At 71.4% G+C, this 25,690-nt stretch carries 28 protein-coding genes; 16 read left to right on the forward strand and 12 right to left on the reverse strand.

Annotated elements, in window-relative coordinates; translation table 11 throughout:
- Positions 1-55: 55 nt before the first annotated feature.
- From BDW27_RS08870 to BDW27_RS08890, 5 genes are all read left to right on the forward strand, one after another.
- A complete protein-coding gene (locus tag BDW27_RS08870; protein ID WP_017544687.1) occupies positions 56-982 on the forward strand; it encodes a carbohydrate ABC transporter permease in 927 nt (308 codons plus the stop codon).
- Positions 979-1,869 (forward strand): carbohydrate ABC transporter permease, encoded by an 891-nt coding sequence (locus BDW27_RS08875; protein WP_017544688.1) that lies wholly within the window; start codon positions 979-981, stop codon positions 1,867-1,869. The genes BDW27_RS08870 and BDW27_RS08875 overlap by 4 nt, the downstream gene beginning before the upstream one ends.
- Positions 1,869-2,864, forward strand: coding sequence for a zinc-dependent alcohol dehydrogenase family protein (locus tag BDW27_RS08880; protein ID WP_017544689.1), 996 nt, complete (start codon positions 1,869-1,871; stop codon positions 2,862-2,864). The genes BDW27_RS08875 and BDW27_RS08880 overlap by 1 nt, the downstream gene beginning before the upstream one ends.
- A 14-nt stretch (positions 2,865-2,878) precedes the next feature.
- A complete protein-coding gene (locus tag BDW27_RS08885) occupies positions 2,879-3,970 on the forward strand; it encodes an ABC transporter ATP-binding protein (RefSeq protein ID WP_017544690.1) in 1,092 nt (363 codons plus the stop codon).
- Positions 3,971-4,069: 99 nt separating this feature from the next.
- On the forward strand, positions 4,070-4,492 hold the full coding sequence (locus tag BDW27_RS08890) for a hypothetical protein (protein ID WP_110048948.1): 423 nt from the start codon (positions 4,070-4,072) through the stop codon (positions 4,490-4,492).
- Between the two features lie 103 nt (positions 4,493-4,595).
- Here BDW27_RS08890 and BDW27_RS08895 read toward each other — a convergent pair whose 3' ends face one another.
- From BDW27_RS08895 to BDW27_RS08910, 4 genes are read right to left on the reverse strand one after another with little or no spacing between them, the layout of a single operon-like run.
- Complete coding sequence (locus BDW27_RS08895; protein WP_110048949.1) at positions 4,596-5,120, reverse strand: flavin reductase family protein; 525 nt, start codon at positions 5,118-5,120, stop codon at positions 4,596-4,598.
- A gap of 25 nt (positions 5,121-5,145) precedes the next feature.
- Positions 5,146-5,691 (reverse strand): NADPH-dependent FMN reductase, encoded by a 546-nt coding sequence (locus BDW27_RS08900; protein WP_110048950.1) that lies wholly within the window; start codon positions 5,689-5,691, stop codon positions 5,146-5,148.
- A gap of 29 nt (positions 5,692-5,720) precedes the next feature.
- Complete coding sequence (locus BDW27_RS08905) at positions 5,721-6,890, reverse strand: LLM class flavin-dependent oxidoreductase (RefSeq protein WP_110048951.1); 1,170 nt, start codon at positions 6,888-6,890, stop codon at positions 5,721-5,723.
- 28 nt (positions 6,891-6,918) lie between these two features.
- On the reverse strand, positions 6,919-8,175 hold the full coding sequence (locus BDW27_RS08910) for an SfnB family sulfur acquisition oxidoreductase (RefSeq protein WP_110048952.1): 1,257 nt from the start codon (positions 8,173-8,175) through the stop codon (positions 6,919-6,921).
- A 597-nt stretch (positions 8,176-8,772) separates the two neighbouring features.
- On the opposite strand from BDW27_RS08910, the gene BDW27_RS08915 reads away from it, so the two are divergent.
- The 4 genes from BDW27_RS08915 (at position 8,773) to BDW27_RS08925 (ending at position 11,302) form a co-directional block, all read left to right on the forward strand.
- Positions 8,773-9,315: a cysteine dioxygenase family protein gene (locus BDW27_RS08915; protein WP_110048953.1), complete on the forward strand. Its 543-nt coding sequence runs from the start codon at positions 8,773-8,775 to the stop codon at positions 9,313-9,315.
- Positions 9,312-9,722 carry a rhodanese-like domain-containing protein gene (locus tag BDW27_RS08920; protein WP_110048954.1) on the forward strand — a complete coding sequence of 137 codons (411 nt, stop codon included), beginning with the start codon at positions 9,312-9,314 and terminating at the stop codon, positions 9,720-9,722. Before BDW27_RS08915 ends, BDW27_RS08920 begins: the two co-directional genes overlap by 4 nt.
- A 186-nt stretch (positions 9,723-9,908) precedes the next feature.
- Entirely contained in the window at positions 9,909-10,055 is a 147-nt protein-coding gene (locus BDW27_RS27450) for a hypothetical protein (RefSeq protein WP_017544698.1), read from the forward strand.
- Positions 10,052-11,302: a YeiH family protein gene (locus BDW27_RS08925; protein WP_110048955.1), complete on the forward strand. Its 1,251-nt coding sequence runs from the start codon at positions 10,052-10,054 to the stop codon at positions 11,300-11,302. The genes BDW27_RS27450 and BDW27_RS08925 overlap by 4 nt, the downstream gene beginning before the upstream one ends.
- Before the next feature lie 148 nt (positions 11,303-11,450).
- Here BDW27_RS08925 and BDW27_RS08930 read toward each other — a convergent pair whose 3' ends face one another.
- A complete protein-coding gene (locus tag BDW27_RS08930; RefSeq protein WP_017544700.1) occupies positions 11,451-11,993 on the reverse strand; it encodes a winged helix-turn-helix domain-containing protein in 543 nt (180 codons plus the stop codon).
- Positions 11,994-12,232: 239 nt separating this feature from the next.
- Here BDW27_RS08930 and BDW27_RS08935 point away from each other — a divergent pair, with 239 nt between their 5' ends.
- The 5 genes from BDW27_RS08935 (at position 12,233) to BDW27_RS08955 (ending at position 17,230) form a co-directional block, all read left to right on the forward strand.
- The gene (locus BDW27_RS08935; protein ID WP_110048956.1) at positions 12,233-13,099 is read left to right on the forward strand and encodes a MetQ/NlpA family ABC transporter substrate-binding protein; all 867 of its coding nucleotides are present in this window, start codon (positions 12,233-12,235) and stop codon (positions 13,097-13,099) included.
- A gap of 251 nt (positions 13,100-13,350) precedes the next feature.
- Entirely contained in the window at positions 13,351-14,400 is a 1,050-nt protein-coding gene (locus tag BDW27_RS08940) for an ABC transporter substrate-binding protein (RefSeq protein ID WP_110048957.1), read from the forward strand.
- Between the two features lie 137 nt (positions 14,401-14,537).
- Positions 14,538-15,587, forward strand: a complete 1,050-nt coding sequence (locus BDW27_RS08945) for an ABC transporter substrate-binding protein (RefSeq protein WP_110048958.1) — start codon at positions 14,538-14,540, stop codon at positions 15,585-15,587.
- Between the two features lie 7 nt (positions 15,588-15,594).
- Positions 15,595-16,365, forward strand: a complete 771-nt coding sequence (locus BDW27_RS08950) for an ABC transporter ATP-binding protein (protein WP_017544704.1) — start codon at positions 15,595-15,597, stop codon at positions 16,363-16,365.
- Positions 16,358-17,230 carry an ABC transporter permease gene (locus BDW27_RS08955; RefSeq protein ID WP_017544705.1) on the forward strand — a complete coding sequence of 291 codons (873 nt, stop codon included), beginning with the start codon at positions 16,358-16,360 and terminating at the stop codon, positions 17,228-17,230. The genes BDW27_RS08950 and BDW27_RS08955 overlap by 8 nt, the downstream gene beginning before the upstream one ends.
- A 77-nt stretch (positions 17,231-17,307) precedes the next feature.
- On the opposite strand, the gene BDW27_RS08960 is transcribed toward BDW27_RS08955, so the two are convergent.
- The 5 genes from BDW27_RS08960 to BDW27_RS08980 form a co-directional block, all read right to left on the reverse strand.
- Positions 17,308-18,099 (reverse strand): sulfite exporter TauE/SafE family protein, encoded by a 792-nt coding sequence (locus tag BDW27_RS08960; RefSeq protein WP_017544706.1) that lies wholly within the window; start codon positions 18,097-18,099, stop codon positions 17,308-17,310.
- A gap of 47 nt (positions 18,100-18,146) precedes the next feature.
- Complete coding sequence (locus BDW27_RS08965) at positions 18,147-19,307, reverse strand: iron-containing alcohol dehydrogenase (RefSeq protein WP_110048959.1); 1,161 nt, start codon at positions 19,305-19,307, stop codon at positions 18,147-18,149.
- Positions 19,308-19,523: 216 nt separating this feature from the next.
- Positions 19,524-20,120 (reverse strand): Dps family protein, encoded by a 597-nt coding sequence (locus BDW27_RS08970; protein ID WP_017544708.1) that lies wholly within the window; start codon positions 20,118-20,120, stop codon positions 19,524-19,526.
- 113 nt (positions 20,121-20,233) lie between these two features.
- Positions 20,234-21,448 carry a cytochrome P450 gene (locus BDW27_RS08975; RefSeq protein WP_110048960.1) on the reverse strand — a complete coding sequence of 405 codons (1,215 nt, stop codon included), beginning with the start codon at positions 21,446-21,448 and terminating at the stop codon, positions 20,234-20,236.
- A 123-nt stretch (positions 21,449-21,571) separates the two neighbouring features.
- Positions 21,572-22,735 (reverse strand): CdaR family transcriptional regulator, encoded by a 1,164-nt coding sequence (locus BDW27_RS08980; protein WP_110048961.1) that lies wholly within the window; start codon positions 22,733-22,735, stop codon positions 21,572-21,574.
- Between the two features lie 309 nt (positions 22,736-23,044).
- Here BDW27_RS08980 and BDW27_RS08985 point away from each other — a divergent pair, with 309 nt between their 5' ends.
- Complete coding sequence (locus tag BDW27_RS08985) at positions 23,045-23,872, forward strand: aldo/keto reductase (protein WP_026129282.1); 828 nt, start codon at positions 23,045-23,047, stop codon at positions 23,870-23,872.
- Positions 23,873-23,920: 48 nt separating this feature from the next.
- Here BDW27_RS08985 and BDW27_RS27455 read toward each other — a convergent pair whose 3' ends face one another.
- Entirely contained in the window at positions 23,921-24,076 is a 156-nt protein-coding gene (locus BDW27_RS27455) for a hypothetical protein (RefSeq protein ID WP_017544712.1), read from the reverse strand.
- 82 nt (positions 24,077-24,158) lie between these two features.
- On the opposite strand from BDW27_RS27455, the gene BDW27_RS08990 reads away from it, so the two are divergent.
- Positions 24,159-24,692, forward strand: coding sequence for a RidA family protein (locus BDW27_RS08990; protein ID WP_017544713.1), 534 nt, complete (start codon positions 24,159-24,161; stop codon positions 24,690-24,692).
- Between the two features lie 58 nt (positions 24,693-24,750).
- Here BDW27_RS08990 and BDW27_RS08995 read toward each other — a convergent pair whose 3' ends face one another.
- A complete protein-coding gene (locus tag BDW27_RS08995; RefSeq protein WP_110048962.1) occupies positions 24,751-25,656 on the reverse strand; it encodes a DMT family transporter in 906 nt (301 codons plus the stop codon).
- Positions 25,657-25,690: the final 34 nt, after the last annotated feature.

The following is a 25,690-nucleotide window of genomic DNA, read 5'->3' on the forward strand; positions in this document are numbered from 1 at the left end:
CGCGGCCGGGACCGGTACCGGTGCCCACCCCACCCAGACTCCTCCGAGGAGGGCCATGACCGTCCAGACCACGCCGGACACGGCGCGGCGCGGGCCCCGAACCCGGGAACTGACCCGGGCGGAGCGATGGCTCAGGCGCGGCCCGCTGCTGCCAGGGCTGCTGTTCGTCATCGCGATGACCCAGATCCCGTTCCTGTTCACCGTCTACTACAGCTTCCAGAGCAGCAACCTGTTGCGCCCCGAGTCGGACTCCTTCGCGGGGTTCGCCAACTACGGCAGCGTCCTCGGGAACCCGCTCTTCCACAACGCCGTCGCCAACACCGTCCTGCTGACCGTCGGCGCCGTCCTGGCCTCGCTGGTCCTCGGACTGGGGCTGGCGCTCCTGCTCGACCGCGCCTTCCTCGGCAGGGGGATCGTCCGCACCCTGATGATCACGCCGTTCCTGGTCATGCCGGTCGCCGCCGCGCTCCTGTGGAAGACCTCGATGTACCACCCGGTGTACGGCCTGCTCAACTGGGTGCTCTCGCCGTTCGGGGTCCAGGCGGACTGGGTCAACGACTTCCCCCTGCTGTCCATCATCATGGTGCTGACCTGGCAGTGGACCCCGTTCATGATGCTCATCATGCTCGCCGGTCTCCAGAGCCAGTCGCCCGAGGTGCTGGAGGCGGCGAAGGTCGACGGCGCCGGAGCCTTCGCGGTCTTCCGCCGGATCACCTTCCCGCACCTGCGCCGATTCGTGGAGCTCGCGATCCTGCTCGGCACGATCTACATCGTCCAGACCTTCGACGCGATCTACATGATCACCCAGGGCGGTCCGGGACAGTCGACCACCAACCTGCCCTACTTCATCTACCTTCAGGCCTTCCGCAGCTTCGACGTCGGAGAGGCGGCCGCCGCGGGAGTGATCGTGGTCGTCGCGACCCTGATCGTGGCCATGTTCGCCCTGCGCGTGGTCTCCAGCCTGTTCGAGGAGGAGACGTGACCCCCGTGACCGCACCCCCGGCGGCTCCGTCCCCGGCGACCGTGTCCCGGGTCGGCTCCGCGCGGCGCCCCCGCCGGCGCCGACCCGTACGCCCCCTGGCGGGCATCCTCGGTTGGGCGGCGGGACTGCTGTTCTTCTTCCCGGTGCTGTGGATGTTCCTCACCGGCTTCAAGCAGGAGTCCCAGGCCTCCACCAACCCGCCCACGTTCTTCTTCCAACCGACCCTGGACCAGTACTCGGCGGTGATCGGGCGCGACTTCGTCCCCTATCTGCTGAACTCCCTCCAGGCGTCCGTGCTGTCGACGCTCCTCGCCATCGTCCTGGGCCTGCCCGCCGCCTACGCGCTCTCCCTGGTACGCGTCCCCAAGTGGCGTGACTCGCTGTTCTTCTTCCTGTCCACCAAGCTCCTGCCGCCGGTGGCCATGATCCTGCCGCTGTACGTCATCGCCAGGAACCTGGGCGCGCTGGACGACGCCCGCACGCTGACCCTGGTGTACACGGCGATGAACCTGCCGATCGCGATCTGGATGATCCGGTCGTTCCTGGTGGAGCTGCCCAAGGAGGTACTCGAGGCCGCCCGCATGGACGGCGCGCGCCGGTTCACGGAGATGCGGCGCGTCATCCTGCCGATGATCGCCCCCGGTCTGGCCGCCACCGCCCTGATCTGCTTCATCTTCGCCTGGAACGAGTTCTTCTTCGCGGTCAACCTGACCGCCACCCAGGCATCCACCGTCCCCGTCTTCCTCGTCGGCTTCATCAGCGGCGAGGGCCTGTACTGGGCCCGACTCTCGGCCGCCTCCACCATGGCGGCCCTGCCCGTGATCCTCGCCGGATGGGCCGCCCAACGCTGGCTGGTCCGCGGCCTGTCTCTAGGAGCCGTGAAGTAATGCGCGCACTCGTCGTCAGCGAACCCGGTCACTACTCCGTCCAGCAGGTGGACGACCCCAAGCCGGGCCCCGGGGACGTGGTCGTCGCCCCGGCCGCCGTGGGCATCTGCGGGACCGACCTGCACATCATCGACGGGGAGTTCGCCCCCACCCCCTACCCGATCGTCCCCGGACACGAGTTCGCCGGGACCGTGGTCGCGGTCGGCTCGGAGGTCACCGACGTGGCCGTCGACGACCGCGTCGCGGTGGACCCGTCCCTGTTCTGCGGAGAGTGCGCCAAGTGCCTGGTGGGGCGCGGCAACCTGTGCGCGCGGTGGAACGCGGTGGGCGTGACCCGGCCCGGTGCCAGCGCCGAGTTCGTCTCGGTGCCCGCGTCCTCCTGCTACCGCATCCCCGACTCCATGCCCTTCGAGCACGCCGCGCTCATCGAACCCCTCTCTTGCGCCGTGCACGGGTTCGACCTCCTGCCCGGTCGGGTGGGCGAGCACTACCTGGTCTACGGCGCGGGCACGATGGGCCTGCTCATGGCCCAGCTCGCCGCCTCCGCCGGGGCCGCCAGCGTGTCCGTGGTCGACCCCAACACCGAACGCCTCGCGGTGGCCGCCTCGCTGGCGGCCGACGCCGTGGCCGTCGGCGCCGACCAGCTCGACCGCCCCGACTGGGAGGTGGTCATCGACTGCACCGGGGTGGTCCCGGCCATCGAGGACGGCCTGACCCGCGTCGCCCGGGGCGGCACCTTCCAGGTGTTCGGCGTGGCCCCGGCCGAGGCGACCGCGACCTTCTCACCGTTCCGGATCTACAACGACGAGATCACCGTGGTGGGCTCCATGGCGGTGCTGCACAGCTACGGGCGGGCCGTGGACATCATGGCCAAGGGCGTCGTGGACGCCGACACCATGGTCACGGACTCCTTCGCCCTCGACGACTACGCCCTGGCCGTGGAGGCCTTCCGCGCCGGTCGGGGCCGCAAGCTCCAGGTCAACCCGCAGCTGTAGAGGAGAGATGTCACGTGGCATCGGTCAGTTTCGAGAAGGCCACCCACTTCTACCCGGGCTCGGACGCGCCCGCCGTGGACGAGCTGAGCCTGGAGATCGAGGACGGCGAGTTCCTCGTCCTGGTCGGGCCGTCCGGCTGTGGGAAGTCGACCTCGCTGCGCATGCTCGCCGGGCTGGAGGAGGTGGACTACGGGACCATCCGCATCGGGGACACCGACGTCACCGACCTCAGCCCCATGGACCGCGACATCGCGATGGTGTTCCAGTCCTACGCGCTCTACCCGCACATGACCGTCGGCCAGAACATGGGCTTCGCCCTGGAGATGGCCAGAATCGGTAAGGAGGAACGGGCGCGCCGGGTGGCCGAGGCCGCCGAGCTCCTGGACCTGACCCCGCTGCTCGACCGCAGGCCCAAGGCGCTCTCGGGAGGCCAGCGCCAGCGCGTGGCGATGGGGCGCGCGATCGTGCGGGAGCCCCGGGTCTTCCTGATGGACGAGCCCCTGTCCAACCTGGACGCCAAGCTCCGGGTGTCCACCCGCACCCAGATCGCCGAACTCCAGCGCAGGTTGGGGGTCACGACCGTCTACGTCACCCATGACCAGGTCGAGGCCATGACCATGGGTGACCGGGTCGCGGTGCTCAAGGACGGTCTGCTCCAGCAGTGCGACACGCCGATCGGGCTGTACGAGCGCCCGGCCAACGCGTTCGTCGCGGGGTTCATGGGGTCACCCGCGATGAACCTGCGCGAGTTCCCCCTCACGGGCGAGGCCGTGCGGGTGGGCGGCCACGACCTCCCGTTGGGCCCGGGGCAGCGGGCCCGCCTGGAACGGGACGGCGCGGACTCGGTCCTGCTGGGGTTCCGGCCCGAGGCGGTGGACCTGGTGGGCGACACCGACGGTTTCCCGATGGAGATCGGTCTGGTCGAGAACCTGGGCGCGGACTGCTACCTGTACGGCGGTATCCCCGGGCACCCGGCCGACAGCGACCTGGTGGTCCGGGTGGCGCCGGACCGCGCCCCGAGCAGCGGGCAGGTCGTCCACCTGCGGGTCAGGCCGGGGCAGGTGCACGTCTTCTCACCGAAGACGGGGGAGCGTCTGGACGAGTGATCCGCGCCATGGCCGTGTCGGACCCTTCTCCCTTGCCTTGGTAAAGTCGCGTCAATAAACTTGAGCGCAGAAAACTCAAGGACGAGGGGAAGTGGTCCGATGCGCGTCACGGATGTCTTCGCGGGTACCGACGAGCGGATCGACGAGCACCTGTGGTCCCAGTTCGAGGCCGAGCCCGTGGCCCGTGTGGACAGCGGACGTCGTGGCGGCGACCTCGTGGTCGAGGTGGAACTCGCCCCGGGCGTCGATCCCCGAAGGGTGCGGGTCCGCCACGAGGGCGACACCCTCGTCCTCGTGCGGAGCGCGGACCGCGCACCCCTGTACCGCGTGGTCCTGGACGCCCCGGTCGGCCGTGCCTCCCTGCGCCGAACCCCGCGCGGGCTCACCGTCACGGCGCCCCTCGCCGGGCCCGCGCCGACGGCCGTGCGCCCCGGGCTGAGCCCTCGTCTGACCCGGACCTCCCGTCTGCGTACCGCCCTGGCCGGGTTCGCGGCCCGACTTCGGGCCGCGTTCACCCGCTGACCCGGAGCCACGGTCCCGTCGGTCACCTCCTCCGTGACGAAGGGGCGCCCCCGAACGGTCGGGGGCCCTGCTCTCGGTGGGGGGAGGTCCTCGCTCCGCCGCGCTACTCCGACGGCGCCACCGTGGCGAAGCCGCCCCGGTGGTAGATCAGTGGCGGCCGGGGGTCCTCCAGGACCAGGGTGTGGGTCACCTCGCCGACGACCAGCCAGTGGTCGCCGATCAGCCGGGTGTCGAAACGCGTGCAGACCAGGTGCGCCACAGCCCCGTCCAGCAGCGGCACCCCGTCCGGGCCCGGCCGCCAGACCGTGGGGTGGGCGAACCGGTCCACGCCCTTGTTCGCGAACCGCACGGCGACGTCCTCCTGCCCCTCGCCCAGGAGGTGCACCCCGAACTCACCCGCGCGGCGCAGGGTCGGCCAGGTGGTGGAAGCGTCGGCGACGTAGAGGGAGATGAGCGGGGGATCCAGGCTGACGCTGGTGAAGGACGTGGCGGTCAGCCCCACGGGCCTCCCCCCGACGCTCGCGGTGACGACGACCACCCCGGCCGGGTGGTGGCGCATCGTCGCACGGAACCGGTCCGCCTCGGGCCGCGTGTGGGCCGGGGTGCGCGGGGTCTCGGTGACACTCAACGGACTCTCCCTACTGGGGCGGCGGTCAGACAGTGGTGGTCCTGTGTCGCAGGGCGGTGCGCAGGGCGGGGGTGGACCCGAGAGCCCACGGCTCCAGTACCGCGTCAAGCCGTGGGGCGGGATCCCCGCCGGTGGGAACGGTGTCCTGGAGCAGCGCCAGTCCCGAGGTGGGCACCGTGGCCCCGAGCTCCAGGAGCAGCGGGCGCAGGTGCACGTCCACGGCCAGGGTGTGCGCGGGGGAGGCCATCACCAGGACGGGGACGGCCGTGACCCCCTCCAGCCCGCCGGACGGAAGCAGATCCAGGAAGACCTTCAGCAGCCCGGTGTAGGTGGCCTTGTAGGTGGGGCTGGCCACGACCAGCAGGTCGGAACCGCTCACCCGTTCGAGGGCCGAACGCACGTCCAGGGTGGGGCCGGGGGTGAGCAGCAGCGGCGAGAGGTCCGCCAGCTCCAGGACCTCCGGCTCCGGAGGCAGTCCGGCGGCACGTGCGGCGTGGTGCGCCACGGCCCGGGCGGCGGTGGCGGTGCGGGAGCCCCGGCGCGGGTTCCCGACGAGGACGGTGGTGGTCATCACGGCTCCGGAACTGAGGAGGGGCGGGTTCAGGGCGCGGCGGGCTCGGCCACGGCGAAGGGGACGTGGGTGGGGGAGCCGGTGGCTTCCCGGCCGTCGGGGTGCCGCCACAGGCCGCGTTCGCGTAGGAGGGGGAGCACGCCCTCGCCGAACCAGTACGCCTCCTCGAGGTGCGGGTAGCCCGAGAGCACGAACTCCCCGATGCCCGCCCGGTGGTACTCCTCGATCAGGTTCGCGACCTGCTCGTGGCTGCCGACCATAGCCGTACCCGCTCCGCCGCGAGCCAGACCGACACCGGCCCAGAGATGGGGGTGGATCTCCAGGTCGTCGGTCCGCCCGCCGTGCAGCTCCAGCATCCGCCGCTGACCCTCGGACTCGCTTCGGCGCAGACTGCTCTGCACCTGTGCGACGGTCTCGGGGGAGAGCCCGTCGAGCAGGCGCCGGGCCTGCGCCCACGCCTCCTCCTCGGTGTCGCGGCTGATCACGTGCAGCCTGATCCCGAACTCCAGGGCGCGGCCGCGCTTGGCGGCCAGCGCGGAGACCCGGCCGATCTTCTCGGCGACGGCGGCCGGAGGCTCACCCCAGGTCAGGTAGGTGTCCACGTGGGACGCGGCCACCTCCAGGGCGGCGGGGGAGGAGCCGCCGAAGTAGACGGGCGGGCGGGGGTCGGGCGTCCGCTGGAGCACGGCGCCCTCCACCGTGACGTGCTCTCCCTGGAGATCCACGGTCCGGCCGCGCCACAGCGTGTCCACCACGCGCAGGAACTCGCCGGTGCGCCGGTACCGGGCGTCCTTGTCGAGGAAGTCCCCGTGTTGGCGCTGTTCGGCGGACTCGCCGCCGGTCACCACGTTGAGCAGCAGGCGGCCCCCGCTGAGCCGCTGGTAGGTGCTGGCCATCTGCGCGGCCAGGGTGGGTGAGAGCAGCCCGGGGCGGAACGCCACCAGGAACTTGAGCCGCCTCGTGTCCCGGACCAGCATCGCCGTGGTCAGCCAGGCGTCCTCGCACCACGAACCGGTGGGGGTGAGGACGCCCTCGAAGCCCAGCCGTTCGGCGGCCTGGGCGATCTGGCCGAGGTACTCCAGGGAGGGTTCGCGCGTCCGCCAGGCTGGGGAGGACACGACGTCCGCGCCGTGACCTCCGCCGACGACGCCTCTGCTGTCTCCCTGCGTGGGCAGGAACCAGTGGAAGGTCAGGGGCATGAGGGTGTCAGTCCTTGCTCTCGTGGTGCTAGATCTGTCCGTGCCGGGGAGGACGGCGACGGTTGAGGGAGTACGCGCCGATGTGCTGGACCTTCCAGCGCACCGGGTCGTGGACGGTGTGGGTGCGGGCGTCCCGCCAGTGGCGGTGCAGGTTGGCGTCGTCCGCCGTGGCGCGGGTGCCCGCCGCCTCGAACAGTGCGGAGGAGACCTCCACGGCGGTCCGGCCGCCGACGACCTTGGCGGCGGCGACCGCTATCGAGGCCTCCGCGGTGGCGTCCTCCGTGTCGGGGGCGCCCTCGGCCAGGAGCGCGTCGGCCGTCTCCACGCGTTCGGCCGCGGTGACGAGCAGGGCCTCGGCCGAGCGGACCTGGACCTCCAGTTCACCGAAACGCTGTACGAGCAGGGGGTCCTCGGCGGCGGTGTCCACGCCGCTCTCGAACCAGGGCCGGCTCTTGGTGCGCACGAACTCCGAGGTCTCCTCCAGCGCGCCGCGTGCCGCGCCGACGTCGATGGCGGCGTGCAGGAGTTGGGCGAGGGCTCCGTACGTGGTGGGCTCCTCGAAGGTCCGGTACTGCTCCAGGACCAGTTCGGGGGACACCGTCACCCCGGCCAGGTGGACGGTGCCGCTGGCCGTGGTGCGCTGACCCATGCCCGCCCAGTCGTCCTCGATCCGGACACCGGGGTGGTCCGCGGGGACGAAGGCCAGGTGGGGGCGGGGGCCGTCAGGGGTGGAGGCGGGGGCGACCACGGCCAGCCAACCGGCGAACAGCGAGCCGGTGGCGTAGTACTTGGTGCCGTCGATCCGGAAGTCCCGCCCGTCACGTTCGATCCGGGTGGCGTGGGTGTGCGCGTTCCTTCCGGAGCGCTCGGCCTGGGCGTTGCTGACCAGGGCGCCGGCGAGGACGTCGGAGTACACGCGGCGCCGGGCCTCGGGGCCGCCGCGCAGCCGCAGGGCGTTGAGGAACGCGAAGTGCGGCTGGAGGATCTGGGCCAGGCTCAGGTCGGCGGTGCCGAGCAGGCGCAGGACCTCGGCGACGGTGGCGGCGCCCACGGCCGCGCCGCCGAGGTCGCGGGGGACGGTGACGCCCAGCAGACCGGAGCGGGAGATCGCGCGGACCACGTCGTGGGGCAGACAGCGTTCCCTGTCGCGTGTGGAGGCCTCGCGCGCGACCAGGGGGACGAGGGTGCGGGCCACGCGGAGGGCCTCGGCGGCGGAGGTGAGGACGGGAACCGGCGCGGTGTCGGGGGCCGTGCCGGAGGTGGGGCCGGCGATGGTCTCGGACAAGGGGAACCTCCTGAGCTGGGGCGCGATCGACACGCCCGGTAATCCGAAATGCCTACTGGAATTACCTGGAATCAAAGCACGGGCGGGCCGGGTCGGTCGTGAGGCACCGATCGTCGGTGTGGCGCGGCGGTTCCGGTGGTGTCCCGGGCCGAGGGTCGGGCGGCTCCGCGCATGGCAGCCCCCTCGGCCCGGAACGTGGACCGGCCTCGCGCTCGTGTGTCCGTCCGGCGGGGTGGCCCGGACGGCGCGAGGGTTCGGCGGGTCCTCGCCGACCGGCTCCGCGATTCCGGTCGGCCTGGGTTCCACTGTGGTCGCCGTAACCCGATTTTGTCAACCAATAAAGTAGGGATTTCTGGAAAGCGGTGGTCAGAGTGGGTGGTGGTGGAGTTTCGCATGGTGCTGATGAAGCTGGTGGGGTGCGTGTCGACTCGCTACTACCGACTAAACCTGTAGGGAATATGGTTTACTGGCGAGCATGGCAGTCAGCGCATCACCACACCTTCGGCCCTGGTGGCGACCGCTCACCTTCGACGAACGCTGTCAGTGACCCCGTCCCAGCACGACCACTGACGCCGCCCGGAGAGAAGCAAGAAGCCCATGACCGTCGACGACACCGCAGTCCGCGCCGCCGCGCCCACCCCGCTCACCCTGGACCGCCTGTCCGAGCTGACCGCGAAGGTCGCCGAGGAGGTCCGCCAGGGAATCCACGAGATCCGTTTCGACGCCGAGGACCGCTGGTCCGTCCGGCTCCACGCCGACGACTACACGGACGTCTGGCTCATCTCCTGGACGCCCGACCAGTCCACCCGACTGCACGACCACGCGGGCTCCCTCGGCGCCCTGACCGTCGTCACCGGCGAACTGGTCGAGCACTACTGGGACGGGGAGCTGCGCGAACGCACCCTCGCTGAGCGCGGCGGCGGCCGCTTCCCGCTCGGCCACGTGCACGACGTCATCAACACCTCGGACCGTCCGGCCGTGAGCGTGCACGCCTACTCGCCGCCGCTGACGGCCATGCACTACTACGAGGTGACCGAGGAGGACTCGCTGCGCCGCACGGGGAGCATCCTCACCACCGACCCCGAGCCCGACGTCCCCACGCTGGAGTCGGTGCCCGCTGTCGAAGGGGCGGACCGATGAGCGTCATCGAACGCGTCCTGAACAGCAGGCGCGCGCACCTGGAGCGGCTCACTCCTGTCGAGGCGCTGCGCGCCCAGCGCGACGGCGCTCTCCTGGTCGACACCCGGCCGGTCGTCAACCGCGCCGCCGAGGGGGAGATTCCCGGTGCCCTGGTGATCGACCGCAACGTCCTGGAGTGGCGGCTCGACCCCACCAGTCCGGACCGGGTGCCCGAGGCCGACACGCCGGACCTGCACGTGGTGCTGTTCTGTAACGAGGGCTACGCCTCCAGCCTGGCCGCCGTCCAGCTCCAGGAGCTGGGGCTGGCCCGCGCCACCGACCTGGTCGGCGGCTTCCGCGCCTGGCGTGAGGCCGGTCTGCCCGTGACCGAACCCGCGCGAGAGCGGGCTCCCGTCTCCGCTTCCTGACCCCGCCCACCGGCTCGGGGCGGCCCTGACTCCGCCGCCTCGGAGGCTGGTGTCGTCGCATGTCCCTTATCTATACTAAATGAGTAGGTTTAATGAGGAATGGTCGGACCGCGACCATCCACCCGTCCCACCCTCCTTCCCCTTCCCCCGACCCAGGGCGCCGGGCGCGCCCGGAGGAGAAGCGTCATGAGTGAAACACCCTCCACACCACCACCCACCACTCCCGAACGGACCGGCTTCAGGATCAGCGAGGACTGGGCCGCCACCCTCACGGGTCTCGTGCTGCTCGGCCTGTGCCTGCTCGGCGTGATCCCCGAGGGGCTGATCCCGTGAGCACCGAGAACACCGACCCCCACCGCTCCGACGACACTCCCGAGAAGGGCGGACCCGCGGAGGCCGCGGCTCCCGCCGCCATCGGGGCCCCGGCCACCACCGCGGCCGAGGCCCCGGACACGGGTGGGGTGTCCGACGCCCCAGGGAACACCACGCCCCCAACCGCCTCCCGGGGCTGGACCGCGCTCGGCCTGCTCGTCGTGCTGGCCCTGGCCGCCGCCACCCGGTTCCTGGAGTCCTGGGTCCCCGAAGCCGCCGAGGGCACCGCGCTGTCCGGCTTCGCGGGCGCCGTCGAGTACCCCGTCTACGCGATCCTCCTCGGCCTGGCCGGGAACCTGGTCCTGTCACTGACCGGGCTGCTCGACCGCCTGTCACCGGCCTTCCGGACCGAGTTCCTCATCAAGACCGGTCTGGTGCTCCTGGGCTCCACCGTCCTGTTCGACGTCATCATTCGCGCTGCCGGACCGGCCGTCCTCCAAGCCCTGGTCCTGGTCACCTCGGTGTTCCTGTTCACCTGGTGGCTCGGCGGCAGACTCGGCCTCGACGACCGCCTGCGCGCCCTGCTGGCCTCCTCGGTCTCCATCTGCGGTGTCAGCGCCGCGATCGCCGCGGCCGGAGCCGTGCAGGCCAGGAAGGAGCAGTTGGCCTACACGGCGAGCCTGGTCATCCTCTTCGCGGTGCCCTCGATCTTCCTCCTCCCCTGGCTGGTTCAGGTGATGGGGCTCAGCGACGCCCAGGCGGGCGCCTGGATCGGCGGCAACATCGACACCACCGCCGCCGTCGCAGCCTCGGGGGCGATCGTGGGCGAGGAGGCGCTCCAGATCGCCTCCATCGTCAAGGCCACCCAGAACGTCCTGATGGGTGTGGTCGCGGTTCTGCTCACTGCCTACTTCGCCTTCCGGGTGGCCGCCGCCGACGGCACGGCCGCCGAGGGCCGACGTCCCGGAGTGCGCACCCTGTGGGACCGCTTCCCCAAGTTCGTGCTGGGTTTCCTGGTCGCCTCGGTGGTGGCCACGCTGTGGGCCAACAACGCCGCCGAGGACGCCCAGGCGGGCCTGGACACGGCCAAGGCCCTGCGTGACTGGTTCCTCATCGCGGCCTTCACCAGCATCGGCCTGGAGTTCCGGCTCGGTTCGCTGCGCGAGGCGGGTTGGCGTCCGATCGGTGTCTTCGGCGCCGCCACCGCGTTCAACCTGCTGGTCGGTCTGCTGCTGGCGATGCTGTTGTTCCGGGACTTCTCCTTCTGACCAGGGAGGCTCGGGGCCGCAGGGGCGGCCCGGCCGAATGAGGGGCGCGGCGCCTCCTGTGAGGGGGCGCCGCGCCCCTGTCGTGTCCGTGGGCGCGAAGGGGGCCGCCGTGCGTTCTGCGAGAGACTCCGCGCGACGGCCCCGCCGGTCAGTCCCCCCGTTCAGGGACTGACGTCGTGGGGCCGTGGTAGATGTACCCGACCTTGCGCACCGTGGCGATGCGGCCCCCGGCCCGGCCGAGTTTGCGGCGCAGGCGGTGGATGTGCACGTCGATGGTGCGCGAGTGCAGTTCGCGGCTGGAGCCCCAGACCCGTTCCATGAGCTCGCCCCGGGTGACCGCGCGGCCGGGGGCGGCGGTCAGGCACTCGAGGAGCTCGTACTCCTGGAAGGTCAGCTCGACCTCGGTGCCCTGGGCCCACACGCGGCGGGAGTCCCGGTCCAGGAGCAGGTCGCCGCCGGCCTCCGGCGTGGGGCGGACTCCCGGGTGCGGTTCGTCCACGACGACCCCGTACACCAGCATGTACCGGCCGCTCTCGGGGAGCGGGAGCAGGCCGAGGAGCGAGTGCTCGCCCCCCGGGGCCTCCGCGCCGGGGGAGACGGCGGGTGCGGGTACGGCGGTCAGGGCCGGGTGACTCCGCGTCGGGGTGGGGCGGTCGTCGGCTCGAGGAGGTGCGGTGTGTGCGCTGAGCATGTACCCATGATGCTTCCGGTTTCCCTTAAAAGCTACCGGATTAGTGGGTAATTTTTCACGCTGTGGGGAAGGCCACGATCGGCCTGGGGCAAAACGGATTTTTCCTACCAACAAGGTGGTCTAGTCTCTGGTACCAACACGCCCGCGCCCCACGAAGGTGCCGGGCCTGCCGGTGGCGGTTCCCCCGCCGTCGGGCACCCCCCGCGATCCTCCGCCCCACGACCACGAAGGAGTGCACCATGCGCACGACCTCGACCCTTATCGGCGCGTCCGCCCTGGCTCTGACCCTCGCCGCCTGCGGTGCCCCCAGCGAGCAGGGCTCCGGGTCCGCCGACGCCGAGTCCGGGCAGGGGCCGCTCAGGGTCGGTGTCAGTCCGGTGCCGCACGGTGACATCCTCGCCTTCATCGACGAGAACCTCGCCGAGGAGGCCGGGCTGGAGCTGGAGATCGAGGAGATCGCCGACTACAACACGCCCAACGCCGGGCTCGTCAACGGTGACCTGGACGCCAACTACTTCCAGCACCGCTCGTTCCTGAACGAGTGGGTCGAGAACGGCCCCGACGCGGAACTGACCTACGTCACCGACGTCCACATCGAGCGGTTGGGCCTCTACTCCGAGACCTACGAGGGCGCGGACGACCTGCCCACGGGCGCCAAGGTCGCGGTCCCCAACGACCCGGCCAACCTCTACCGCGCGCTGACGATCCTGGAGACCGAGGGTCTGATCACCGTGGATCCCGACGCCGGTGAGACGGCCACGGAGAAGGACGTCGTCGACAACCCGCAGGACCTGGTCATCACGCCGCTGGAAGCCGCGCAGCTGCCGCGCTCCATCGCCGACGTCGACGCCGCGGTCATCAACGGCAACTACGCCATCGAGGCCGGGGTCACCGAGGACGCCAACGTTCTGGCCTGGGAGCCCGAGGGCGACGACTACGTCGAGAAGTACGCCAACGGCCTGGTGGTCCTGGACGAGAACACCGACGACGAGCGCGTCCAGTTGCTGGCCGAACTGCTGCACGACGAGCGGGTCCTGGAGTACGTCCAGGAGACCTGGCAGGGCGTGGTGCTGCCGGTCAACGCCGACGGCTCCCTCGCGGAGTAGCGTTCACGGGCCTCCGGGTCCGGCGTGCCGACGGGCGCGCGCCTTCACCCCCTCGGGGCGGTGGAGCCCCTCGGGCTCCACCGCCCCTTTCGTGTTCCCGCTGGTGGGTGGCGGGTTGATGACTTTCCGTGATCGAACGTGGGTAAAGTGTCCTGAGTCACAGGAAACCTCCGTGCCTCCTGTTCCACAAAACCTACTTATTAAGTAGAGTTTGCCCCGTTCGCCCCTCTGATCACCCGAAAGGGACCCTCATGAGTCTGCGCAAGCCCGTGCTTTCGGCCGCCGCCACGGTACTGGCGATCGGGATGACCGCGACCGCCTGTGGAGGGTCGGGCGGAGATGGAGGCGGTGACGTCGACACCCTGACCCTCGGTTACTTCCCGAACATCACCCACGCCCCCGCCCTGGTCGGCGTGGAGAACGGCACCTTCGCCGAGGCCCTGGGCGACGTCGAGCTGTCCAGCCAGACCTTCAATGCGGGCCCCGACGCCATCAACGCGTTGTTCGCCGGCGAGATCGACGCCACCTTCATCGGGCCCAACCCCGCCATCAACGGGTGGTCGCGGTCGGACGGCACCGCCCTGCGCGTCATCGCGGGGTCCACCTCGCGTGGCGCGGGCCTGGTGGTCCGCCCGGGGATCGACTCCGTCGACGACCTGCCGGGCACCACCCTGTCCACGCCGCAGCTGGCCAACACCCAGGACGTGGCTCTGCGCTGGTTCGCCCAGGAACAGGGCTGGGAGGTCGACACCGAGGGCGGCGGTGACCTCTCGATCATCCCGCAGGACAACTCGGACATCATCAACGCCTTCGAGCTCGGGGAGATCGACGGGGCCTGGGTGCCCGAGCCCCACCTGAGCCGCCTGCTGGTGGAGCTCGACGGGGAGCTGCTGGTGGACGAGGCCGACCTCTGGGAGGAGACCGGCGGCGACTTCGTCACCACGCACCTGATCGTCAGCGCCGACTTCCTGGAGTCCCACCCCGACGTGGTGGAGGACCTGCTGCGCGGTCACATCGAGACCGTCGACTGGATCAACGACAACTCTGAGGAGGCGCAGGAGGCCGCCATCGCGCACCTGGGAGCGGTCTCCGGCAGTGGTCCCAGTCCCGAGGTGGTCGCCTCGGCCTTCGAGAACACGGTCTTCACGGTCGACCCGATCGCCCCCTCGCTCCGGGGCGGTGCGGAACACGCCGAGGTCGTCGGTCTGCTGGACCCTGTCGACCTGGAGGGCATCTACGTCCTGGACCCGCTCAACAGGCTGCTCGACGAGGGGTCCCGTGAGCAGGTCGCCGGGCTGTAGTCGCCCGGCGGTCGCGGGGTGGCGGGCTCGGACGGGGGCCGCCACCCCGGCCCACTCCGCCCCGGTGCTTTCACAAAACCTACTTATTAAGTAGAGTTTTCCCCGTCCCTCCGCAGACACCGACAAGGACCCCTGAGATGCGCGTTTCCCCGACCCCGCTGAGAACCACCGCGGCCGCCCTGGCCCTGGGGCTGGTCGCCACCGCGTGCGGGAGCGAGGGGGACGGTGGCGCCGCCGACACCCTGACCCTCGGCTACTTCCCGAACATCACCCACGCCCCCGCGCTCGTGGGCGTGGAACGGGACATCCTCGACGAGGCGCTGGGCGAGGTCGAGTTCGCCACCCAGACCTTCCACAACGGTCCCGACGCGGTCAACGCCGTCTTCTCCGGGGAGATCGACGCGGCCTTCCTCGGCCCCAACCCCGCCGTCAACGGCTGGTCGCAGTCCGAGGGCGAGGCCCTGCACGTCGTCGCCGGAGCCGCCACCCAGGGCACCGGCCTGGTGGTCCGCGACGACATCGAGACCGTCGACGACCTGCCCGGACACACCTTCTCCACACCGATGCTCGGCGGTACACAGGACGTGGCGCTGCGCTGGTTCGCCCAGGAACAGGGCTGGGAGGTCGACACGGCGGGCGGCGGCGACCTCTCGATCATCCCCCAGGACAACCCCGACACGGTCGACGCCTTCCGGCTCGGCGAGATCGACGGCGCCTGGATCCCCGAACCCCACCTGAGCCGGGTCCTGGCCGAGGACGACGCCCACCTGCTCGTCGACGAGCCCGACCTGTGGGAGGGGACCGGTGGACAGTACGTCACCACCCTCCTCGTCGTCAGCGCCGAGTTCCTGGAGAACGAGCCCGACACCATTGCCGACCTGCTGCGCGGCCATGTGGAGTCGGTCGACTGGATCAACGACAACCCGGAGGAGGCCGCGGAGACCTCCCGCGCGCACCTGGAGGCGCTCACCGGAGGCGAACTCGACCCCGAGCTCACCACCGCGGCCTTCGAGAACGTCACCTTCACCGTCGACCCGGTCTCGCCGTCGCTCCTGGTCCAGGCGGAGCAGGCCGAGGCCATCGGCCTGCTGGACCCCGTCGACCTCAACGGAATCTACGCCCTCGACCCGCTCAACGACGTCCTCGCCGAGGCCGGACACGAGCTGGTCGCCGGGCTGGAAGGGTAAGGGCACCATGACCGCCATCACCGAACCCCGGACCGGGACGAACGCCGTGGAGATCGACTCCATCTCCAAGGTCTTCGGCCGGGGCAGGGGCGCTGTGACCGCCGTCGACGGCATGTCGATCCACGTCGGCACCGGCGAGTTCCTGTCCATCGTCGGCGCCTCCGGCTGCGGCAAGAGCACCCTGCTGTCGCTCGTCGCCGGTCTGGAGGAACCCACCACGGGTTCCGTGGACGTCGGAGACCACCGAGTGGCCATGATGTTCCAGGAGGCCGCGCTCTTCCCGTGGCTGACCGTGGGCGCCAACATCGAGGTCCCCATGAAGGTGAACCGGGTCCCCGCGGCCGAGCGCCGCAGGCGCGTGACCGAACTCCTGGACCTGGTCCGCCTGACCGGCTTCGAACGCAAGCGCCCCCACGAGCTCTCCGGGGGCATGCGCCAGCGTGTCGCCCTGGCACGCGCCCTGGCCCAGGACGCCGACGTCCTGCTGATGGACGAGCCCTTCGGCGCGCTGGACGCCATGACCCGGGACATCCTCCACGACGAGCTCGAACGGATCTGGCAGGAGAAGTCGCTGACCGTCATGTTCGTCACCCACAACGTGCGCGAGGCCGTGCGCCTGGGCGACCGGGTCGTGCTGCTGTCCAGCCGCCCGGGCCGCGTCATCGAGGAGTTCACGGTGCACGGCGAACGCCCCCGCCGGATCGACTCCGTGCCCATCGCCGAGCAGGCCGCCGCCATCACCGACCGACTGCGTGAGGAGGTTTCGCGCCATGCCTGAGACCGACGTGCGTGACCGACAGGTCCAGGGGCTCGACGCCCTCGAACTCCAGCCCCAACGCGGCGTCGACGAACGCGGCGCCGGTGAGATCGCCCGGGGGGTGTGGGCCGCGACCTGGCCCAAGCTGGCCGCGGTCGTCATCGTGCTGGCGGCCTGGCAGGCGGTCGTGTGGTCCGGCTGGCGCACCGAATTCGTGTTCCCCGGCCCGGACCGGGTACTGCCCACCCTGTTCAACGAGGTCACCAGCCCCGAGTTCTGGACCGCCGTCCAGGTCACCATGCGCCGTGCCTTCGTGGGGTTCGCGCTGGCCCTGGCCGTGGGCGTGGTCGTCGGGTTGGCGGTGTCGCAGTTCAAGCCGCTGCGGACGGCGATCGGATCACTGATCACGGGTCTCCAGACCATGCCGTCGATCGTGTGGTTCCCGTTCGCGATGCTGCTGTACGGCATCAGCGAGTCGGCCATCATGTTCGTGATCATCCTGGGCGCGGCCCCGTCGATCGCGGGCGGTCTGACCTCCGGCATCGACTACGTGTCCCCGTCCCTGCTGCGGGCGGGCAAGGTCATGGGCCTGCGCGGGGTCCAGCGCTACACGCTGCTGGTCATCCCGGCCGCGCTGCCCATGTTCGTCACCGGTCTCAAGCAGGGGTGGGCGTTCGCCTGGCGTTCACTGATGGCCGGAGAGCTCCTGGTCATCATCAACCAGCAGAACTCGATCGGCTGGGCGCTGAGCCAGGCCCGCCAGCTCAACGACGCCGAGCGGCTGCTCAGCTACATCATCATCGTGCTGGTCATCGGCATCATGATCGACGTGTTCTTCAGCTGGGCGGACCGCTCGCTGCGCCGCCGCTGGGGCATCACCCAGTAACCAGGGAACGAGGGGGAGGGGCCGTGTGTTCGCGAGGGCGCACGGCCCCTCCGGCGTCGCGCCCCCGGCACGCGACGTCAGACCAACAGTCCGACCAGGTAGGAGATCCCGGTGAGCGTCAGCAGCCCGCCGAGGAGGACTCGCAACGGTTGCTCTCCCAGGCGGCGGCTGAGGGACAGGCCCACCAGCGCGCCGAGCGCACCGCCGATCCCCAGCGCCAGTCCCACGCCCCAGTCCGGGGCGGCGGGGGCGGCGCCGAAACCCACCTGGTCGAAGACGGCATAGGCGCCCAGCCCCACCACCGAGGTGACCAGGGTGGTGGTCAGGCCCACCACGGCCGCGCGGGAGGTGGGCCATCCGCCCACCGCGATCAGCAGCGGGGCCAGGACCGAACCCCCGCCGATCCCCACGGCGGCGCCGAGGAGCGCGGCGCCCCCGGCGGCGAGGGCGAGCGGAGCGCCACCCCGCCGGACCCGGCCCGGGGCCGGTCCGGGCCCCGGGCGCGACGACCTCGTGACCAGCAGCCGGGCACCCACACCCAGCATGAGCACGGCGAGCAGGCCGCGGAACAGCGCCGGGTCCGACAGCCACGTCACACGGACGGCGGCACCGGCGACCGCGCAGGGCGCCGCGGCGCACGCGGCGACCAGCATCCCCGTTCCGTGGCCGCGCGCGGAGCGGGCCAGGCGTCTCAGCCCGAGCGGGGTGGACACCACGTTGTAGAGCAGGTTGGTGGCGCTGACCGAGGGGCCGTGCAGGCCCAGCACACCGAGCTGGACGGGCAGGAGCAGCACGGCGCCGGAGATCCCCACCGGAGTGGTGACGGCGGCGACGCAGAAACCGGCCAGGACGGCGAGGAGCAGAGTCACCCCAAAACCCTACTGTAAAGGTAGGAATAAGGGTGTCGGTTCCTCGATCAGCCGTACACCCCGTGGTACAGCTCCACGATCTCCTCGGCGACGGGCACCCTCGGGTTGTTGCCGGGCGATCCGGAGGCCAACGCCTGCTCGGCCATCAGCGGGGCCAGCTCCCACCACCGCTCGACCCCGATCCCGTACTCGCGGGGGGTCGGCACCTCCAGCTCCTGGTTCAGCAGGCGCAGCTCCCACACCAGGGCGCCGGTGGCCTCACCGTCGGTGCTGTCCGGCGCGGCAAGCCCCATCGCCCGGGCGCAGTCGGCGTAGCGGGAGGGGGCGGAGGGGATCGAGAACTCCGTCACGGCGGGCAGGAGCATGGCGTTGGACAGCCCGTGGGCCACCCCGAAGTGCGCCCCGAGAGGTCGGCTCATCCCGTGCACCAGGGCGACGCTGGAGTTCGAGAAGGCCATCCCCGCCTGGGTGGCGCCCACCATCACCGCCTCCCGGGCGGTTCGGTCGCCCGGATCGGCGTACGCGGTCCTCAGATGGGTGAAGATCGTACGCATCGCCTCGCGCGCGAACCCGTCCGAGACCGGGTTGGCCCGGGCGCTCACGTACGCCTCGATCGCGTGGGTCAGGGCGTCCACCCCGGTGTCGGCGGTCAGCCGCCGGGGCATGCCCAGCGTGAGCTCGAAGTCCACCAGCGCGGCCCGGGGAAGCATCGCCAACCCCGAGCAGAGCATCTTCTCCCCGGAGTCGGAGTCGGTGATGATGCTGTAGCGGGTGCACTCCGAACCACTGCCCGCCGTGGTCGGCACCGCCACCACCGGCAGAGCGGGGGCGTCGGTGACCACCGGTGCCCGGTAGTCGCGCATCCGGCCACCGTGCGCGCCCAACAGGGCCACCGCCTTGGCGGTGTCGATGGGGCTGCCACCGCCCACACCGACCAGGGAGTCGAAGCCACCCTCCCGCAGCGCCCGCACCCCCTCCTCCACCACGGCGGTCGTGGGGTCGGGAACGGTGTCGGCGAACACCCCCGGGGCCAGGCCCGACGCCTCCAGACCGGCCAGGAGTCGGTGGAAGAACGGCTGCTCGGCGATGAAGGGGTCGGTCACCAGGAGCGGACGGGACAGTCCGAGGGAGTCCAGGGTCCCGGCCAGTTCGGCCGAGGCCCCCGCACCCACGCGGATGACCTGGGGCAGGACGATGGAAGCGGACACTCGGGGTACCTCCGGGGGGACGGGAGCACGGGCACCGGCGACGTCCCCGGCGTGCCGGGGGCCGCGGCTCGACGCCCGGTACCTACCCCGCTCTCCGATTCGACTCCCCCCGCACCGTACCGATTTCGTACCGGCTCGGTGACGCACGGTCCCCGAGCGGGCGGAGGGCCGGGCGCCGGGCCCGGCCCTCCGGCACGTGTCCGACGGTGCGCCCGGTCAGGTGTGCACGAGCGGTGTGTCCACCAGGTGCTCGGCCACGAACCAGGCCTCCAGTTCGTTGGTGCGGATGACGTCGGAGACCAGGACGTCGTTGGTGCCGTCGTCGCCCATCTCCTGCACACGCGCCGCGGCGTCGTGGCAGTCCTCCAGGACGGCCTCGTGCGCCTCCAGGAGCCGGGAGAGCATCGCGGGGACCTCCTCGACACCGTTCGGCGGGCGCGGGATGCTGGTCAGCTCCGCGACGTGCCTCGGGTCGCCCACCGCGACCCCGCCCAGGGTCTGGATGCGCTCCGCGACGGTGTCGATCAGCGCCGTCTGCTCCTCGGCGTGCTTGTCCATCAGCAGGTGCAGCTGGTAGAAGGTGTGCCCGCGCATCAGCCAGTGGTGCTTCTTGTACATGTCGTGCAGGATGCGGAGGTCGCTCAGCACCTGGTTGAGCCGCTGACACGAGTACATGCGCGTGTCGTAGGACAGACCGACCGGCAGCTGACGGACCGTCCCGAACTTCTGGATCTCCTCACCCCTCTGGTGGAGCCACGGCTGGCTGCTGCGCGGCTTGGGTGTCTGGCTCGAACTCTGGTCGGCGGTGGTCACTACGGGTTCCCCCTCCGGGTCGGTGTGCTGCGTGGAACAGAGAGCTCCGCCAGCCAGTCTTGGCCACCGACCGTTGTCGGGAGAGAAAACGCACGCCATGTCAGAGCAAGGATTCAGGAGTTGTCCCGGTCGAACGCCACGGGGAGCGCGAACAGCCCGTGCATGATCATGCTCGGCCACCACCGCAGCTCGCCCTCGTCCACGGCCAGGCGCAGGCCCGGGAACCTCTCCAGGACCGCCGTGACGGCCACCCGCGCCTCCACCCGGGCCAACTGCGCGCCCACACAGAAGTGGGCCCCGTACCCGAAGGACAGGTGCGACGCCCCGCGCCGGGGGTCGAAGACGTCCGGGTCCTCGTAGCGCCGCGGGTCGCGCCCTGCGGCCAGCAGTGACACCAGCACCGGTTCCCCGGCCTCCAGGCGGACCCCGCCCACGGTCGTCGCCTCACCCGGGAAGCGCCAGGTCGCGTTCTGCAACGGGCTCTCCAGGCGCAGCGACTCCTCGATCGCCGGGCCCACGAGTTCGTGGTCGGCGCGCAGACGCGCCATCTCCTCGGGGTCGCGCAGCAGGAGCAGGAGCATGTTGCCGATCAGCGCGACCGTGGTCTCGTGCCCCGCCACCAGCAGCAGGAACGCCGTCGAGGTCACCTCGTGACGGGAGAGTTCACCGGACCGGTGAGCCTCCACCAGGTCGCCCAGGAGGTCGTCGGAGGGCTCGCGCAGCCGCGCCGCCACCAGCCCGTCAAGATAGGCGTCGAACCAGTCCGTGGCCGCACCGATCGCCTCGTACTCGTCCGGGGAGGAGGAGTCGATCACCGCCGCCTGCCGGTGGAACTCGGGCCGGTCCTCCTCCGGCACCCCGAGGATGTCGCAGATGATCGCGATCGGAAGCGGGTAGGCCAGGTCGCGCACCAGGTCCGGCGCCTCCTCCTTCGTCAGTGCGTCCAGGAGTTCACCGGTGATCCGCTCGGCGCTCTCCCGCAGCGCCCTGACCCGGCGGGGAGTGAACGCCCCGCTGGTCGCTTTCCGGAGCCGGGCGTGGTCGGGAGCGTCCACGTTGACCATGCTGCGCACGAGGCTGGGGCGGTGGTCGAAGGGCAGCCCCAGCCCGGCCCGGTACCAGGTCGCGTCGGCGCGCTCGGGGTCCTTGAGCATGTTCGGGTCGGCCAGCACCGACCGGGCGTCGTCGTAGCGGGTCACCAGCCAGGCCCGGGCGCCGCCGGGCAGGTCGATCCGGTGGACGGGCGCGTGGTCGCGCAACCAGCGGTAGGCCGGGTGCGGGTCCGCCTCGAACTCGGGTCCGTGCAGTGCGGGGGGTGTGCGGGTCATCGTCGGCCTCTCCACAGGGATGCGGGTCACCCGTTTCCTACCCACCCGGACACGCCGTGTCGCGGCTGCGGAATGCGGGCGCCGTGCCTCGGAGCCCCCGTGGCGCCACCACACGGAACGGACTCAGGGTGCCACCGCGCAGGCGGTCTCCAGGACGAACCTCGGCCAGGGGCGGTGGGGGTCGTGGCCGGTCAGTTCCCGGACGCGCCGCAGCCGGTACCGCAGGGTCTGGGCGTGGACGTGCAGCGCCTCCGCCGCCGTGGTGGCCGCGCCCGCACGGAAGTAGGCGTTCAGTGTGTCCAGCAGGTGGCGGTGGTCGTGGGTCAGCAGCGGGCCCAGGACCACGTGGCGCACCGTCGACGGCGCGACCCCGCCACCGTTGAGCAGGGACAGCACACACGCGTCGGAGTCGCGCAGCAGGCCGTGCGCGCCGAAGGCGTGCGGGGGAGCGGTCTCCACGGCCCCGTCCGCCAGCCGGTACGCGGCGGACAGGTCCGCCAGCCCGCGCGGATCCAGGGCACAGCCCCGCCACCCCCGCGCCAGCACGGTCCGTGTGATCCGCTCGGCGTCCTCGGGTGCGGCCAGGACGACCGCCCGGCCCGAACGCGTGGTCACCAGGGGGTCGGCTCCTGCGGGCGAGGCCTCCGCCACCAGCTCCATCCCCGCAGCCACCGTGACGTCCTCCGCGCGCACGGGTTCGGCGACCACCAGCACCGCCGGGTCGGGCGGGGCGATGCCCAGGGTCCGCGCCCGGTCCCGGATGGCGCCCCGGGACGCCTGGCGGCCGATCAGCAGGTCGTCGAGGAGCGCGCGCCGGGCACGTTCCCGATCCGCGTCCAGCCGTTCGGCGGCCTCGGCGTGACCCGTCTCCAGGCTCTCGGAGATCTGGTCGAGGGAGGCCAGCCACAGTTCGCTCAGAGCGAACACGTCGGCCGCGTCGAGCCTGTCGCCCGCCTGTTCGCGCAGCAACCGCGCGGCGGCGGCCGATCCGACCCGGTGAGCCCGCACCACGGCGCCGATCGAACGGCCGTCGGCGGCCCGTGCCCTGCCGATCCCACGGAGCCGCTCCACGTCCTCCGTAGGCAGGCGACGGTCCCCGCGCACCCACAGCTCCAGGGACCGGGCGACCAACCAGCCGGTGATGGCCCGTACCTCCGCCAGCTGGGATCCGTGCAGCGCTCGGTAGGCGGGCACCTCCGTGTGGACCTCGGCGACGATCCGCTCCACCAGCCCGGCCCGGTCACGCTCCAGCTCAGCGCTGACCCGTACGCGTTCCTCGCGGCCCATGCCCCTCCTCCGTCCCGCGCCGACGATCCTCCGGCGGGCCCCGCACCGAGCGCGACACCTCGTCCTCCGGGCGGGCGGGCAGCCTATCGCCCCCTCAGGCGCACGGCCGAGACCGGCCATCCGGGTAAAAACCGTGCACATGTGCGGCGCAGCCTCTGAGGTCAACCTCCGCTGACATGGCAGTATGCGCACACAGGCCCGGTATAGAGCACGATTCCAACACCGAGCGTCGGCGTGCCGGGCGCGCCGGGCACACCGGTCGGCCGGGAGAACGGCCGGGCCGGACGGGGAGGACAGGGGATGAGGACGATGACGGTTCCCGGCATCGCGCTGAACAACGGGCTGCAAATGCCGCAGCTGGGTTTCGGCGTGTGGCAGGTGCCCGACGACGCCGTGGGGGAGGCGGTCTCACACGCCCTCGCGGCGGGCTACCGCAGTATCGACACCGCCGCCGCGTACGGCAACGAGGAGGGGGTGGGCGAGGCGCTGCGCCGGTCGGGACTCGAGCGGGAGGACCTGTTCGTCACCACCAAGCTCGCCAACGCCGACCACGGCTACGACTCCGCTCTGCGCGCCTTCGACGCCAGCCTGGAGCGGCTCGGCCTGGACATGGTGGATCTCTACCTCATCCACTGGCCGCTGCCCGAGCGCGACCTCTACGTGCCCACCTGGAAGGCGCTGGAGCGCCTCTACGCGGAGGGCCGCGCCCGCGCCATCGGTGTGTGCAACTTCAAGCGCACGCACCTGGAGCGGGTCATGAAGGAGGGCGGGATCGCCCCCATGGTCAACCAGATCGAACTGCACCCGCTGCTCTCCCAGGGAGAGATGCGGGCCTTCGACTCCGACCACAACATCGCCACGGAGGCCTGGAGCCCGCTCGGGCAGGGCGAACTGCTCCGCCACCCGCTGATCACGCGGATCGCCGAGGAAATCGAACGGACCCCGGCGCAGGTGCTTCTGCGGTGGCACGTCCAGCTGGGCAACGTGGTCATCCCGAAGTCGGTGACGCCCGAGCGCATCTACGCCAACTTCGAGATCTTCGACTTCGAGCTCTCGGACGAGGACATGGCCCGGATCGACGGTCTCGACCAGGAGCACCGGTTCGGCCCCGACCCGGACAGCTTCGACGGCGACTGAGCCGCGCGGCTGACCGGTGACCGGTGGCGGCGCGGCTCGCGGCGTCGTCTAGCGGAGCTCGCGGAGCCTGCGGGCGCCGGACAGGGTGGCCTCGATGCCGTCGCGGCGCACACGGGCGACGTACACGCCACCGCCGACGAAGATCGCGAGGAAGAGCCCGACCACTGCGGTCAGGGCCAGGACGGACAGCACGGAAGTGATCATGCGGTCATGGTAGCCGCATGTCGGACGACGCTCTCACCGGGGGAGTCCCGGGTGCGTGCCGAGCGAGACGGAGGGTCCGCCGATGGACCAGACACCGCACGAGATCATCAACCCGCTCTCCCTTCCCGACCCCGTGGGCTATGCGCACGCCCTCGTGGTGGCCCCGGGCCGCACCGTGTACGTGGGCGGCCAGATGGCCCTGCGTTCCGACGGGGTACTGACCGGTGACTCACTGGTGCAGCAGTTCGACCACGCGCTCGCCAACGTGGTGGAAGCGCTGAGAACGGCGGGGGCCGAACCGGCTCACGTGGTGAGCATGCGCGTCTACACCACCTCGGTGGGCCTCTACCGGGTCAACCTCAAGGCACTCGGATCGGTCTACCGCCGCCACATGGGTCGCTACTACCCGCCGATGGCGGTCCTGGGCGTCACCGAGTTGCTGGAGGAGGGGGCCCAGGTCGAGCTGGAGTGCGTGGCGGTGGTCCCGGACTCGCGTGACGGCGCGGAGCTGGACGAGGGGCGTCCCCGCGAACTCGTGGAGGAGGTCGACGACCCCTTCGCGGACGACCGGGCGACCGCGGAACCCGGGGAGTTCTCCCGGGACACGCGGCCCTGATCACCGCAGGGAAGGCGCGGGGCCCCGACCGGGGACGGTCGGGGCCCCGCGCTGGTGGTCAGCGTTCGTGCGAGCGCACCAGGAGCACCGCCACCACGCACACCGCCATCCCGGCCAGCGCGCCCGCGCCCACCGGGTCGCCGAACATCAGCCAGGTCCACACGAGCGTGGTGGGCGGGGTCAGGTAGAGCAGCGCCGACACCCGCGCCACGCTGGTCCGTGCCAGGTTGATCCAGTACAGCCCGTAGCCGCCCAGCGTGGACAGAACGACCACCCACGCCACCGCGGCCCAGAACCCCACCGTCATGGGCGGGGCCAGGGTGCCCGTCGAGGCGGCGAGCCCGGTGAACAGGATCGCGCTCACCGCGCACTGCACGGCCAGTGCCTCCACCACGTTCCCGCCGGGGCGCGATCTGCGTTCCACGAGGGTGGCGGCCACCAGCGAGAGCATGGCTCCGAACGGGAGAGCGTACGCCCACCAAGGGGCGGATCCGGTCCGGAGCAGGTCCGAGCCGACCACCATGCCCACGCCGACCAGACCCACCACCGGTCCGAGGACCTGGCGCCCGCGCACCCGCTCACCGAGCAGGGGGACGGCGAGCGCGGTGGCCACCATCGGTTGGAGGGCGGCGACGAGCGCGCTCGTCCCGGCGGCCACCCCCGCTTCGGCGGCCGCCACCACCCCGTACAGGTACCCGGCCTGTGCCAGGAGCCCGAGCACCGCGTGCAGGGCCATGTCCCGGCCGCTCATCCGGGACCCGCGCCACAGGCACCAGGCCACGAGCAACCCGCCCACGACGAGGAACCGCCAGGCGAGGAGAGTGGTCGCCGGGGCCTGCCGGGTGCCGAGCTCGGCCCCGACGAACCCCGAACTCCACATCACCACCAGCCCCGAGGCCAGCAGGAAGGGGATCAGGGGACGGGCGGTCGGGCGGGTCCGTGTGCGTGAGGTCATGACGTCCATGCCGCAGAGGTAAACACACCGGTCGGTATACTCA

Origin of the sequence: Nocardiopsis sp. L17-MgMaSL7 (assembly GCF_003182025.1) — a bacterium.
In the GTDB taxonomy this organism is placed as follows: Bacteria; Actinomycetota; Actinomycetes; order Streptosporangiales; family Streptosporangiaceae; genus Nocardiopsis; species Nocardiopsis prasina.